We start from the raw sequence: 12,676 nt of genomic DNA, 5'->3' as shown, positions 1-12,676 counted from the left end.
CCGCCCACGGTCGACTCACGTGACAAGGCAAGGGGCCGCAGCAGATGGCTGGACTCGCATCGGACGGTTCGAACCCCGATGTCAGCCTGCTCTACGACATCAACGGGATCGCGCGGGACGCCCCGCCGTGGTTCGACCGCGTCATGGAGTTCGTCGGCGAGTACGGGATCATGCTCGGCCTCGTCCTCGTCGTGCTCTGGTGCTGGTGGAGCGTGCGCCGGCGCGGCACCCTGGCCGATTCCGTCTCCGCCGTCACGGGGCTCGTGTGGGCCCCGCTGGCCGCCGGTATCGCGCTGCTCGTCAACATCCCCATCCGCGGGTTCGTCGAGCGACCCAGGCCCTTCAACGACCACGAGGGCCTCGACGTCCTCGTCGACGGCAAGACCGACTTCTCCTTCGTCAGCGACCACGCCACGATGGCGATGGCCATCGGTGTCGGGCTCTTCGTCGCGCACCGGAAGTTCGGCCTCGCCGCCATCGCCCTCGCCTTCGCCGAAGGCTTCTGCCGCGTCTACATGGGCGTGCACTACCCGACCGACGTCATCGGCGGCTTCGCCCTCGGTACGGCGGTGGCGCTGCTCCTCGCGCCCGTCGCCCACGCCCTGCTGACCCCGGTCGTGTCCGCCGTCGCCCGCTCCCGGAGCGGGGCGCGGCTGGTCCGGTCCCGGAGCGCCGCCGAGCGCCGCCCCCGGCCCGAGACGCTCGACATCCCCGAGCCGCGCATGGGATCCGGCGAGAACGACCTGGCCGCGTAGCGCCGGACAGCCCCTGGACCGCTCAGGCGGTCTGTTGCCGCGCCGCCGTCGTGTGCGTCGCCGCGTCCGACCGGGCCTTCTCCCGCGATCTCCGGGCCGGGCCCGTCCAGCCACAGCTGCACCGGGCGATCGCGAAGGAGCCGCGTTCCGTCGTGGTCGTGTCATGCGGGGCCTGCTGATGATGCACGGATCCACCGTACTGCGCGTGACGGGTGGCCCGGGACCGTCGTTAGGGGGTCGGGCGGGTCCCGGACAAGCAGCGGTACGGCGTTGGGGGTTGGCAGGCGATGGTGGTGCAGCGGTACGGGCGTGGGGGCGGCTCCCTCGCCGTCGCGGCGGCCCTGGTCGGGGCGGTGGCCACGGGCGGATGCTCCGCCCCCGAGGACCCCGGACCGGGCGGCGATCCGACGAAGACCGTGCGGGGCGCGGCCGAGGTACTGACCCGGGCCGGCACCTCCAAGGCGAGCACGAGCATGGAGATGGCGGCCGGCGGGACACGGGTGACCATCCGGGGTGAGGGCGGGTACGACTTCCGAAGGCGTTCGGGGCGCCTCCAGGTCATGCTGCCCAAGGACGCGGCGGGGGCCAGTGAGCACCGGCCGATCACCGAGCTCCTCGTCCCCGGCGCCCTTTACATGAAGAACCGCGGCGCCGGCGTTCCGGCCGACAAGTGGGTACGGGTGGACACCACCACCCTCGACGACGGCAACCTCGTCACCGGCGGGGCCACCGACCCGGCCGCCGCCGCCGAGCTGCTGCGCGGCGCGCAGCAGGTGACGTACGTCGGCGAGGTCGATCTGGCAGGGGTGAAAGTCAGCCACTACCGCGGGGTCACGGACATCGCCGTGGCCGCCCGGGCCGCCTCGCCGCAGGTCCGCGGGGCGCTGGCCGCGGCGGCGAAAGGGTTCGCCAAGGACACGGTGCCTTTCGACGCGTATCTGGACCACGAGGGGCGGCTGCGCAAGGTGCGCCACCAGTTCAGCTTCGCCAACCAGGGGCGCACGGTCGCTGTCGCGTCGACGACCCTGCTGTACGGGTTCGGTGCCGAGGTCGACGTACGGCTGCCGAGCCGGAAGGACATCTACGCCGGGAAGGTCGAGGCGTAGCGGAGGGTCGCGCGCAGGCCATTCCCAAATGGTCCGGACGTGTCATGCGCGGTGCGTGGTGCGCTCCCTACGCTGGGAGACCGACGCCGGCAGGAAGAGGTGAATGCGCGTGGCTCCGCCCAGTACCGCGACAGTGCCCACTGACCAGGACTGCGTCGCTCTCGCCGAGATCGAGCTGTGCGGTGAACTGATCATCGCGGCTTCGGACGCCGACGGGGAGCGGCTCAGCGCGGACCGGATCGACGAGGTGCTGAGGGTCTCCACGGACAGTGGCGCCTCTTGCTGATCTGCGCTCCTGCTGAGCGCCGACCGATCGGCCGGGGCCGTCGGCCGGCCCCGGTCTCTCAGGTGCGCATCATCCGCGCGATGGCCTTCGTGGCCTCTTCCACCTTCGCCTCGATCTCGTCGCCGCCCTTCATCGCCGCGTCGGCGACGCAGTGCCGCAGGTGCTCCTCCAGGAGCTGGAGCGCGAAGGACTGCAGGGCCTTCGTGGAGGCCGAGACCTGGGTGAGTATGTCGATGCAGTACGTGTCCTCGTCGACCATCCGCTGCAGACCGCGGATCTGGCCCTCGATCCGGCGCAGTCGCTTGAGGTGCTCGTCCTTCTGTTTGTGGTAGCCGTGCACGCCGTGATCGTGGTCGGTCGTGGGCACAGAGCTCTCGACGGGCTGGGGGATGCCCTCGGCCGCCTCGGTGGTCGTCATCGCGTCCTCCCGTTGTCCAGAAAGGGTGTGTATACCCCTCGTGGGTATATGGTACCGATCCCCGCCGGTCCGGGCGGGGGCCCGTGTAGATCACTGTGCCTGATGGGCGACACTGAAGGGACGCCGGTTAGCCGTGGCCGGATGATGCGCCTAGCATCAGCCTGACCGAAACCCAGCACCCCGAGGACCCCACGTGCGATTTCGTCTGACCCCCAGGGAGACGAGCTTCTACGACATGTTCGCCGCGTCCGCGGACAACATCGTCACGGGCTCGAAGCTCCTGATGGAACTGCTCGGAGCGGACACCTCCGCCCGGGCCGAGATCGCGGAGCGGATGCGGGCAGCGGAACACGCCGGTGACGACGCCACCCACGCGATCTTCCACCAGCTGAACTCCTCTTTCATCACGCCGTTCGACCGCGAGGACATCTACAACCTCGCGTCCTCCCTCGACGACATCATGGACTTCATGGAGGAGGCCGTCGACCTGGTCGTCCTCTACAACGTCGAAGAGCTCCCCAAGGGTGTCGAGCAGCAGATCGAGGTGCTGGCCCGCGCGGCCGTGCTGACCGCCGAGGCGATGCCGCACCTGCGGACGATGGACAACCTCACCGAGTACTGGATCGAGGTCAACCGGCTCGAGAACCAGGCCGACCAGATCCACCGCAAGCTTCTCGCGACGCTCTTCAACGGCAAGTACGACGCCATCGAGGTGCTCAAGCTCAAGCAGATCGTGGATGTGCTGGAAGAGGCCGCCGATGCTTTCGAGCACGTGGCGAACACGGTGGAGACCATCGCGGTCAAGGAGTCCTGAGGCTTCGTGGACACCTTTGCGCTGATCGTGACCATCGGTGTCGCGCTCGGCTTCACTTATACGAACGGCTTCCACGACTCGGCCAACGCCATCGCCACCTCCGTGTCGACCCGGGCGCTGACCCCGCGGGCGGCGCTGGCGATGGCGGCGGTGATGAACCTCGCCGGTGCGTTCCTCGGCAGCGGGGTCGCCAAGACCGTCAGCGAGGGCCTGATCGCCACGCCCGAGGGCGACAAGGGGATGGGCATCCTCTTCGCCGCACTCGTCGGCGCGATCATCTGGAACCTGGTGACCTGGTACTTCGGTCTGCCCTCCTCGTCCTCGCACGCGCTGTTCGGCGGCATGGTGGGCGCGGCGCTGGCCGGTGGTACCGAGGTGATCTGGTCGGGCGTGCTCGACAAGGTCGTCATCCCGATGTTCATCTCGCCGGTCGTCGGTCTGGTGGCCGGTTACCTGGTCATGTGCCTGATCATGTGGATCTTCCGCAAGGCCAACCCGCACAAGGCGAAGCGCGGCTTCCGTATCGCGCAGACGGTGTCGGCGGCCGGCATGGCGCTCGGTCACGGTCTGCAGGACGCGCAGAAGACGATGGGCATCGTGGTGATGGCCCTGGTCATCGCGGATGTGCAGCAGTCGGGCGACGACATCCCGGTGTGGGTGAAGATCGCATGCGCCGTGATGCTGTCGCTCGGTACGTACGCGGGTGGCTGGCGGATCATGCGGACGCTCGGCCGGAAGATCATCGAGCTGGACCCGCCGCAGGGCTTCGCGGCGGAGACGACCGGTGCGTCGATCATGTTCGGCTCGGCGTTCCTGTTCCACGCGCCGATCTCGACGACGCACGTGATCACGTCCGCGATCATGGGCGTGGGCGCGACCAAGCGCGTGAACGCGGTGCGCTGGGGCGTCGCGAAGAACATCGTCCTCGGATGGTTCATCACGATGCCGGCCGCGGCGCTGGTGGCGGCGGTGAGCTACTACGTGGTGAGGCTGTTCTTCGGCTGACCGCCGCGGAAATGGTCGGGCCCGGTTCCTCTCCGGTGAGAGAGGAACCGGGCCCTTTCGTCTGCGGTGGCACCGCCATGCAGCACCGCAGGACGCCACGCGGCGGAGCCGCATGGTCGATGGGCTATCCGAAGCGGCCGGAGATGTAGTCCTCGGTCGCCTGGACGCTCGGGTTGGAGAAGATGCGCTCGGTGTCGTCCAGCTCGATCAGCTTGCCCGGCTGGCCCACGGCCGCCAGGTTGAAGAACGCCGTACGGTCCGAGACGCGGGCGGCCTGCTGCATGTTGTGCGTCACGATGACGATCGTGAAGCGCTCCTTCAGCTCGCCGATCAGGTCCTCGATCGCCAGCGTCGAGATCGGGTCGAGCGCCGAGCAGGGCTCGTCCATCAGCAGGACGTCGGGCTCGACCGCGATCGCGCGGGCGATGCACAGACGCTGCTGCTGACCGCCGGAGAGGCCGGAGCCCGGCTTGTTCAGGCGGTCCTTGACCTCGTTCCAGAGGTTCGCGCCCTTGAGGGAACGCTCGACGATGTCATTGAGCTGGGACTTCTTGTACGAACCGTTCAGTCGGAGGCCCGCCGCCACATTGTCGAAGATCGACATCGTCGGGAACGGGTTCGGGCGCTGGAACACCATGCCGACCGTGCGGCGGACCGCGACCGGGTCGACGTGGGAGCCGTACAGGTTCTCGTCGTCCAGCATCACCTTGCCCTCGACGCGGCCACCGGGGGTGACCTCGTGCATGCGGTTCAGGGTGCGCAGGAAGGTGGACTTGCCGCAGCCGGAGGGGCCGATGAAGGCCGTCACCGAGCGGGGCTCGACGGTCATCGAGATGTCGTCGATCGCCTTGTGGGCGCCGTAGTAGGCGGAGAGGCCGCTGACGTCGATTCGCTTGGCCATATCAATTCACTTCCAGAGGTGGTCGCTGGTCAGCGGCCGGTCTTCGGGGCCTTCCAGCGGGCGATGCCGCGGGCCACCAGGTTGAGGATCATGACGAAGGCGATCAGGACGAGCGCGGCGGCCCAGGCGCGGGCCACTGCGGCGTCGGTGCCGACCGCGTACTGCTCGTACACGTAGAGCGGCAGGGAGGACTGAGCGCCTTCGAAGGGGTTCGGGTTGATGAGCTTCGTACCGAACACGAGGAGCAGGACGGGGGCCGTCTCACCGGTGATGCGGGCGACCGCGAGCATGACGCCCGTGGTGATGCCGCCGATCGCGGTGGGCAGGACCACCTTCAGGATCGTGCGCCACTTCGGGATGCCGAGGGCGAGGGAGGCCTCGCGCAGCTCGTTCGGGACGAGCTTGAGCATCTCCTCGGTGGAGCGGACCACGACCGGCATCATCAGGATCGCGAGGGCCATCGCGCCGGCGAATCCGGAGGGCCCGAAGCCCAGCATCAGATTCCAGGTGGCGAGGATGAAGAGGCCCGCGACGATCGACGGGATGCCCGTCATGACGTCGACGAAGAAGGTGACCGCCTGGGCGAGCTTCCCGCCGCCGTACTCCACGAGGTAGATCGCGGTCAGCAGGCCGATCGGCGCGGCGATCAGGGTCGCGATGAGGACCTGCTCGATCGTGCCGAGCAGTGCGTGGTAGACACCGCCGCCGGCCTCGGCGTCGAGGACGCCGTTCATCGAGTGGCTCAGGAAGTACGGGTCGAGGACTTCCAGGCCCTTGCTGATCGTGACCCAGGCGAGGGAGAGCAGCGGGATGACGGCCAGGATGAAGCAGACCCAGACGAGGCTGGTCGCGACCCGGTCCTTGGCCTGGCGGGAGCCCTCGACCTTGGAGGTGATCGCGTACGTCGCGAGGACGAAGAACAGCGCGGCGATCAGGCCCCACTGGATGCGGCTGTGCCAGCCGGCCGCGAGTCCGAGGCCGACAGCGGCGGCGATCGACCCTATGGCGGTGGCGAGCGGGGTCCAGCGGGGGAGCCGGGCGTGCTTGAGCGGGTCGTGCTTGACCACGCTCTGTACCGGCGGGCGGTCCTGTATGGCGTGGCTCATGCGTTGGCCCCCGAGTACTCCTTGCGGCGGGCGATGATCCACCGGGCCGCGCCGTTGACCAGCAGGGTGATGACGAAGAGGACGAGACCGGAGGCGATCAGCGCGTCCCGGCCGAACTCGTTGGCCTCGTTGAACTTGGCGGCGATGTTCTGGGCGAAGGTGCCGCCGCCCGGGTCGAGCAGGTGGCCCGAGAGGATGAAGCTGGGGGAGAGAACGACGGCTACCGCCATCGTCTCACCGAGTGCGCGGCCGAGTCCCAGCATCGAGGCGGAGATGATGCCCGAGCGGCCGAAGGGGAGCACCGACATCCGGATGACCTCCCAGCGCGTGGCGCCGAGGGCGAGGGCGGCCTCTTCGTGCATCTTCGGGACCTGGAGGAAGACCTCGCGGGTCACGTTGGTGATGATCGGCAGGATCATGATCGCCAGCAGGATGCCCACGGTGAACATGTTGCGGGCGACGCCGTCGCCTGCCTTGTCGAAGATGTACGTCCAGCCCAGGTACTCGTCCAGCCACTGGTTCAGGCCGTCCAGGTACGGGACCAGGAAGATCGCGCCCCAGAGGCCGTAGATGATGCTGGGGACGGCGGCGAGCAGGTCGACCACGTACGCGAGCGGCTTGGCCAGCTTGCGCGGCGCGTAGTGCGAGATGAACAGCGCGATGCCGATCGCGACCGGCACGGCGATGACCATGGCGATGATCGACGAGACGACCGTGCCGAAGGCGAGGACGGCGATGCCGAAGACAGGCGGGTTGCCGGCCGGGTTCCACTCGAAGGTGGTGAAGAAGTTCGTGGAGTCCTGCGAGATCGCGAGGATCGCGCGGTAGGTGAGGAAGCCCGCGATCGCGGCCATGATCACCAGGAGCGTGATGCCGGATCCGCGGGACAGACCGAGGAAGACCCGGTCACCGGGACGGGTCGCGCCCTTGGCACGCCCGTTTTCTATGGGTGGTGTGGTTGTCGAAGCCATTCTGACTCTCCGGTCTGCGGAGCCTGTACGGATGTACGGGGCTCCTGGCGGCGGTGCACCGGATGCCGGGGGCGGTCCGTCGGTGGTGGCCGACGGACCGGCCCCGGCCGGGGATCAGGACAGGGTGGGGACGATCTCGCGGACCTTGGTCGCGATCTCGGCCGGCATCGGGGCGTAGCCGGCGTCGCTGAGGACCTTCTGGCCGTCCTCGCTGATCGCGTAGTTCAGGAACGCCTTCAGGGTCGGCAGGGTCTCCGCCTTGTTGCCCTTGTCGCAGGCGATCTGGTACGTGACCAGGACGAGCGGGTAGGCGCCCTCGGCCTTGGTCGCGTAGTCGAGGGAGAGGGCCATGTCGCTGCCGGTGCCCTTGACCTTGGCGGCGGCGATGGCCTTGGAGGCGTTCTCCGTGGTCGCGGCGACCGGGGCGGCGGCACCGGTGTTCACGGAGACCGTGGAGATCTTGTTGGCGGTCGCGTAGGAGAGCTCGAAGTAGCCGATGGAGCCCTCGGCGTCCTTGACCGCGGTGGCGACACCGGAGGAGCCGTTGGCGGCCTGGCCACCCGGGGCGGGCCACGACTTCGACTTCGGATCGTGCTTCCAGTCGGCCGGGGCCGCGGTGGAGAGGTACTTGCCCAGGTTCTGGGTGGTGCCCGACTCGTCGGAGCGGTGGAAGGCCTGGATGTTGCTGTCCGGCAGCTTGACGCCCGGGTTCAGCTTGGCGATCGCCGGGTCGTTCCACTTCTTGATGTCGGTGTTGAAGATCTTGGCGATGGTGGAGGCGTCGAGGATCAGGTTGTCCACGCCGTCCAGCTTGTAACCGATGGCGATGGGGCCACCGACCATCGGCAGGTTGACGCCCTTGCCGCCCTTGCAGATCTTCTGCGACTCGGCGACCTCTTCCTCCTTCAGGGCGGAGTCGGAGCCGGCGAAGGCGACCTGGCCCTGGTTGAACTTGGTGATACCGCCGCCGGAGCCGATGGCCTGGTAGTTGACCTCGACGCCGGAGCAGGCGGCCTGGAAGTTCTTGACCCACAGGTCCATGGCGTTCTTCTGCGCGGACGAGCCCGCGGCGAGGAGCTGGCCCTTGGCGCCGTCGCACTTGATGTTCGACGCCGCGGCCGAGGTCTTCTCGCCGTTCGGCGGGGTGCCGGTGTTGTCGTCCGAACCACACGCCGAGAGCACGAGGGCGCCGGAAACGACGAGGGCACCGATCGCGGAGGCGCGAAGCCCGTTCATGCGCGAAAGCTTCACTTTCGGGTGTTCCTTCCAGAAGCCGCCTGCCGCGGACCTGATGTCCTGAACGTTCTACGGCGGCGTGTGTCGGGGTTGTGGGTGCAGCGCTGTGCTTGTGCACCTTGTACGGCCGAAATTAGGCAGATCAGGTGAAGCGGCCGACGGGGGAGAGTGAACGGCAAGTGAACCGTGCCGGAAGGCGCGGTGCGGGGCCCTGGGGCGGGCGGCGTGTCGGGGGTGCAGGGTGCCCTCCCCTCGTGGGTGTCGGAGGCCGGTGCGGAGGCCGCCCGCAAGGGGCGCCGCCCGTTGCGCCTACCCGTTCAGCCCCTGTCGAACGTACGCCCGCCGACTAATCCGAGGCGAGCTCGTCCAGGAGGTCTCTGTCGCGGGGCTGGGTCAGGCGGCGGCGGGCGGCAGCCAGGGGGAGCCAGGCCACGCGGTCGACCTCCGTCGTCGGGGTGAACGTGCCCCCGAGCGCGCGGGCCGACCAGTACGTGACCTCCTTCGGGCGGCCCTGCGCCAGGTAGCGGGCCGTGGGGAGGCGCGGGCCCAGGACACAGGACTGGCCGGTTTCCTCCTGTACCTCGCGGACCGCGCACTCCTCGGCCGTCTCGCCGCGCTTCAGCTTCCCCTTCGGGTGCGACCAGTCGTCGTACTTGGGCCGATGGACCAGGGCGATCTCGATGCCCTGGCCCGACGGCGCGGGGCGCCACAGGACGCACCCCGCCGCGAGGATCACGGGACCGGCGCCGTCGTGCGCTGCCAGGCGCGCTGGAAGGCGAAGCGGGAGGCTTCGACCTCGTGGCGCTGGTCCGCGTGGAGGACGCCGAGGGCGTACGCGGTGGCCGGGGCGATCCGGGGGGTGCGGGCCGCCGTGGCGGCCGCGGCGGCGGCCTCGGAGGCGTCGCGGTGGCGGTCCAGGGCGCGGCCGGCCTCGTACAGGACCGGGTCCGGATCGGTGCCGTGCAGGACCTCGCATGCGTACCGGTGGAGGCGGAGCAGGAGCCGTGTCTGGTGCCAGGGCGCGTCCTGGGCCTCGCCGGCCGCGAGGGCGAGGGCGTCCGCGTTGTACGGGTGGGCCGCGCGGGCCAGCGGCAGGCCGGCCACGGACTCCGTGAGGCGGTGCTCGACGACCGCGGCCGGCGCGTCGAGGACCTCGATCGCCGGGGCCGCCCCCGCGGGCCCGAGCGGTACCTCGGAGGCGAGGAGCGCGACGGCGTCGGCGACCGCGTGGAAGCGGGAGGAGCCCAGTGCCTGGAGGGCCGCCGAGTGGGCTCGCGTACGGGCCAGGGTGAGCTGGCGTTCGAGCAGGGCGCCGGCGCGGGCGGCGCCGACCGTCAGTCCCTGGCCCGTGTCCGTACCCCGTGCCACCGGGACGGGGCCGCCGCCGCTCGACAGGCGGGACAGCGCGTCCACCAGCCGGACGAGCCGGGAGGTGCAGGCGTGCTCAAGCGCGAGCGTTCCCGACAGCCAGGCCAGCTCCGTGCGCAGCTGGTCGGCCCAGGCGGCGTCCAGGAGCGGCCGGAAGGTGTGCAGGGTGCCGCTGATACGGCGGGCGGCGGCCCGGAGCGACCGGGCGGCCTCCTCCGAGCCCGCCGTGTCCGCGCCGCTCTCGGTGTGCAGGCGCAGGCCCCGCAGGAAGTCTCCGGCCCGCGCCTGGAGGTAGGGGGAGAGGACCTCTCCCGCCGTGACGCCCGTGGAGACGGAAAGGTGGTCAGGGTTGTGCACGCCGGCGCCTCCGCGCGTCGATGAGCATCTCCTGGACGTGCCGTAGCGGCTGGCCCTCCGGGTCGGTCGCGTGCCGCGTCCAGTTCCCGTCCGGGCCGAGGTGCCAGGAAGTGGTGGTATCGGACATTCCGGTTTCCAGCAGCCGGGTCAGGGACGCCCGGTGGGCCGGGTCGGAGACCCGGACCAGGGCCTCGATGCGCCGGTCCAGATTCCGGTGCATCATGTCGGCGCTGCCCAGCCAGACCTCGGGCTCGCCGCCGTTGCCGAAGGCGAAGATCCGGGAGTGCTCCAGGAAGCGGCCGAGGATCGAGCGGACCCGGACGTTCTCGGAGAGGCCGGCGACGCCGGGGCGGATCGCGCAGATGCCGCGGACCCAGACGTCGACCGGGACGCCCGCCTGCGAGGCCCGGTAGCAGGCGTCGATGACGGCCTCGTCGACCATCGAGTTGACCTTGATCCGGACGTACGCCGGCCGGCCCGCCCGGTGGTGGGCGATCTCCTTGTGGATCCGGGAGACGAGACCGTCCCGGAGGGACTTGGGCGCGGTCAGCAGCCGGCGGTAGGTCTCGCGGCGCGAGTAGCCGGAGAGCCGGTTGAACAGGTCGGAGAGGTCCGCGCCGACCTGCGGGTCGGCGGTGAGCAGGCCGAGGTCCTCGTAGAGCCGGGCCGTCTTGGGGTGGTAGTTGCCGGTGCCGACGTGCGAGTAGCGGCGCAGCACCTCGCCCTCCTGCCGGACGACGAGCGACAGCTTGCAGTGGGTCTTGAGGCCGACGAGGCCGTAGACGACGTGGCAGCCGGCCTCCTCCAGCTTGCGCGCCCACTTGATGTTGGCCTGCTCGTCGAAGCGGGCCTTGATCTCCACGAGGACGAGGACCTGCTTGCCGCTCTCGGCGGCGTCGATCAGGGCGTCGACTATCGGGGACTTGCCGGAGGTCCGGTACAGGGTCTGCTTGATGGCGAGGACGTCCGGGTCGGCGGCCGCCTGCTCAAGGAACGCCTGGACGGAGGTGGAGAAGGAGTCGTACGGGTGGTGCAGCAGGACGTCCCGCTCGCGCAGTGCCATGAAGATGTCGGGCGCGGAGGCGGACTCGACCTCGGCGAGGTCCCGGTGGGTGCCGGCGACGAACTTGGGGTACTTCAGCTCGGGCCGGTCAAGCGAGGCGATCCCGAAGAGGCCGGTGAGGTCGAGCGGGCCGGGCAGCGGGTAGACCTCGGCGTCGGAGACCTTCAGCTCGCGGACGAGCAGGTCGAGGACGTACGGGTCGATGGACTCCTCGACCTCCAGGCGGACCGGCGGCCCGAAGCGGCGGCGCAGCAGCTCCTTCTCCAGGGCCTGGAGCAGGTTCTCCGCGTCGTCCTCCTCGACCTCGAGGTCCTCGTTCCGGGTCACCCGGAACATGTGGTGGGCCAGCACCTCCATGCCGGGGAAGAGCTCTTCCAGGTGCGCCGCGATGACGTCCTCCAGCGGGACGTACCGCTGCGGGGAGGCCTCCAGGAAGCGGGAGAGCAGCGGGGGCACCTTGACGCGGGCGAAGTGGCGGTGGCCGCTGACCGGGTTGCGTACGACCACGGCGAGGTTCAGGGACAGGCCGGAGATGTACGGGAAGGGGTGGGCGGGGTCGACGGCCAGCGGGGTGAGGACCGGGAAGATCTGCTGGCGGAAGAGGGTGAAGAGCCGCGCCTGCTCCTTCTCGGTCAGCTCGGGCCAGCGGATCAGGTGGATGCCCTCGTCGGCGAGGGCCGGGGCGACGTCCTGCTGGTAGCAGGCGGCGTGCCGGGCCATGAGCTCGCGCGAGCGGGTCCAGATCAGGTCGAGCACCTCGCGGGGCTGCAGTCCGGAGGCGGAGCGCGTGGCGACCCCGGTGGCGATCCGGCGCTTGAGGCCGGCGACGCGCACCATGAAGAACTCGTCGAGGTTCGACGCGAAGATGGCGAGGAAATTCGCTCGTTCGAGGAGGGGTGTGGTGGGGTCCTCGGCCAGTTCGAGGACTCGTTCGTTGAACGCGAGCCAGCTGCGTTCGCGGTCGAGGAAGCGGCCCTGGGGGAGCTCGCCGGCGGCGCCGTCGTCCTCGTACGCGTCGAGGTCGGTGTCCAGCTCGGGCTCGAGGTCCGAGGCCGGGCCCGCGTTCACGGTGTGGGGCCGGTGCGCGGCTATGGAGCCGACGGACGGCTGCGCGGTCGGCTCACCGTTCTGGGCGCTTTGCGCGGACGGCTTCACGGCCGGTTTCGCGGACGCCTTGGCGCTCTTGGCGTTCTTCGCGGACGGCTTGGCGGAGGACTGGACCGGGACCTCGGCAGGCTGCTGGCTCATGGCCCCATTCTTCCGCGCGAAGGGGTGGTCGGGCGCGTCGGA

Annotated in this window: 14 protein-coding genes; 5 read left to right on the top strand and 9 right to left on the bottom strand. The window is 69.8% G+C overall.

The window, feature by feature from the left end; genetic code table 11:
- Positions 1-44: 44 nt before the first annotated feature.
- Positions 45-755: a phosphatase PAP2 family protein gene (locus tag ABZ939_RS22820; protein ID WP_361858070.1), complete on the top strand. Its 711-nt coding sequence runs from the start codon at positions 45-47 to the stop codon at positions 753-755.
- A 22-nt stretch (positions 756-777) separates the two neighbouring features.
- Here the strand turns inward: ABZ939_RS22820 and ABZ939_RS22815 are convergent, their stop codons facing one another.
- Positions 778-942 carry a hypothetical protein gene (locus ABZ939_RS22815; RefSeq protein WP_361858067.1) on the bottom strand — a complete coding sequence of 55 codons (165 nt, stop codon included), beginning with the start codon at positions 940-942 and terminating at the stop codon, positions 778-780.
- Positions 943-1,042: 100 nt separating this feature from the next.
- Here ABZ939_RS22815 and ABZ939_RS22810 point away from each other — a divergent pair, with 100 nt between their 5' ends.
- Both ABZ939_RS22810 and ABZ939_RS22805 read left to right on the top strand, forming a co-directional pair.
- Positions 1,043-1,861, top strand: coding sequence for a hypothetical protein (locus ABZ939_RS22810; protein WP_361858064.1), 819 nt, complete (start codon positions 1,043-1,045; stop codon positions 1,859-1,861).
- A gap of 103 nt (positions 1,862-1,964) precedes the next feature.
- Positions 1,965-2,147: a hypothetical protein gene (locus ABZ939_RS22805; protein ID WP_361858061.1), complete on the top strand. Its 183-nt coding sequence runs from the start codon at positions 1,965-1,967 to the stop codon at positions 2,145-2,147.
- Between the two features lie 58 nt (positions 2,148-2,205).
- Here the strand turns inward: ABZ939_RS22805 and ABZ939_RS22800 are convergent, their stop codons facing one another.
- Positions 2,206-2,565: a metal-sensitive transcriptional regulator gene (locus tag ABZ939_RS22800; RefSeq protein ID WP_361858058.1), complete on the bottom strand. Its 360-nt coding sequence runs from the start codon at positions 2,563-2,565 to the stop codon at positions 2,206-2,208.
- 193 nt (positions 2,566-2,758) lie between these two features.
- Here ABZ939_RS22800 and ABZ939_RS22795 point away from each other — a divergent pair, with 193 nt between their 5' ends.
- Both ABZ939_RS22795 and ABZ939_RS22790 read left to right on the top strand, forming a co-directional pair.
- Positions 2,759-3,379 (top strand): DUF47 family protein, encoded by a 621-nt coding sequence (locus tag ABZ939_RS22795; protein ID WP_361858055.1) that lies wholly within the window; start codon positions 2,759-2,761, stop codon positions 3,377-3,379.
- Positions 3,380-3,385: 6 nt separating this feature from the next.
- Positions 3,386-4,384 (top strand): inorganic phosphate transporter, encoded by a 999-nt coding sequence (locus ABZ939_RS22790; protein ID WP_361858052.1) that lies wholly within the window; start codon positions 3,386-3,388, stop codon positions 4,382-4,384.
- Positions 4,385-4,508: 124 nt separating this feature from the next.
- Here ABZ939_RS22790 and pstB read toward each other — a convergent pair whose 3' ends face one another.
- From pstB to ABZ939_RS22755, 7 genes are all read right to left on the bottom strand, one after another.
- A complete protein-coding gene (gene pstB / locus ABZ939_RS22785; RefSeq protein ID WP_361858050.1) occupies positions 4,509-5,285 on the bottom strand; it encodes a phosphate ABC transporter ATP-binding protein PstB in 777 nt (258 codons plus the stop codon).
- Positions 5,286-5,314: 29 nt separating this feature from the next.
- Positions 5,315-6,391 (bottom strand): phosphate ABC transporter permease PstA, encoded by a 1,077-nt coding sequence (gene pstA, locus ABZ939_RS22780; RefSeq protein WP_361858048.1) that lies wholly within the window; start codon positions 6,389-6,391, stop codon positions 5,315-5,317.
- The gene (gene pstC, locus ABZ939_RS22775) at positions 6,388-7,362 is read right to left on the bottom strand and encodes a phosphate ABC transporter permease subunit PstC (RefSeq protein ID WP_361858045.1); all 975 of its coding nucleotides are present in this window, start codon (positions 7,360-7,362) and stop codon (positions 6,388-6,390) included. Before pstC ends, pstA begins: the two co-directional genes overlap by 4 nt.
- A 114-nt stretch (positions 7,363-7,476) precedes the next feature.
- Positions 7,477-8,613, bottom strand: coding sequence for a phosphate ABC transporter substrate-binding protein PstS (pstS, locus tag ABZ939_RS22770; RefSeq protein WP_361858042.1), 1,137 nt, complete (start codon positions 8,611-8,613; stop codon positions 7,477-7,479).
- Between the two features lie 331 nt (positions 8,614-8,944).
- Complete coding sequence (locus tag ABZ939_RS22765) at positions 8,945-9,334, bottom strand: NUDIX hydrolase (RefSeq protein ID WP_361858039.1); 390 nt, start codon at positions 9,332-9,334, stop codon at positions 8,945-8,947.
- Entirely contained in the window at positions 9,331-10,323 is a 993-nt protein-coding gene (locus tag ABZ939_RS22760) for a CHAD domain-containing protein (RefSeq protein WP_361858036.1), read from the bottom strand. The genes ABZ939_RS22765 and ABZ939_RS22760 overlap by 4 nt, the downstream gene beginning before the upstream one ends.
- Positions 10,310-12,634, bottom strand: a complete 2,325-nt coding sequence (locus ABZ939_RS22755) for an RNA degradosome polyphosphate kinase (protein ID WP_361858033.1) — start codon at positions 12,632-12,634, stop codon at positions 10,310-10,312. The genes ABZ939_RS22760 and ABZ939_RS22755 overlap by 14 nt, the downstream gene beginning before the upstream one ends.
- Positions 12,635-12,676: the final 42 nt, after the last annotated feature.

The organism is Streptomyces sp. NPDC046712, assembly GCF_040645695.1.
GTDB lineage: Bacteria > Actinomycetota > Actinomycetes > Streptomycetales > Streptomycetaceae > Streptomyces.
Note: the sequence above shows the minus strand (reverse complement) of the source record. Positions and strands in the feature narration are given on the sequence as shown.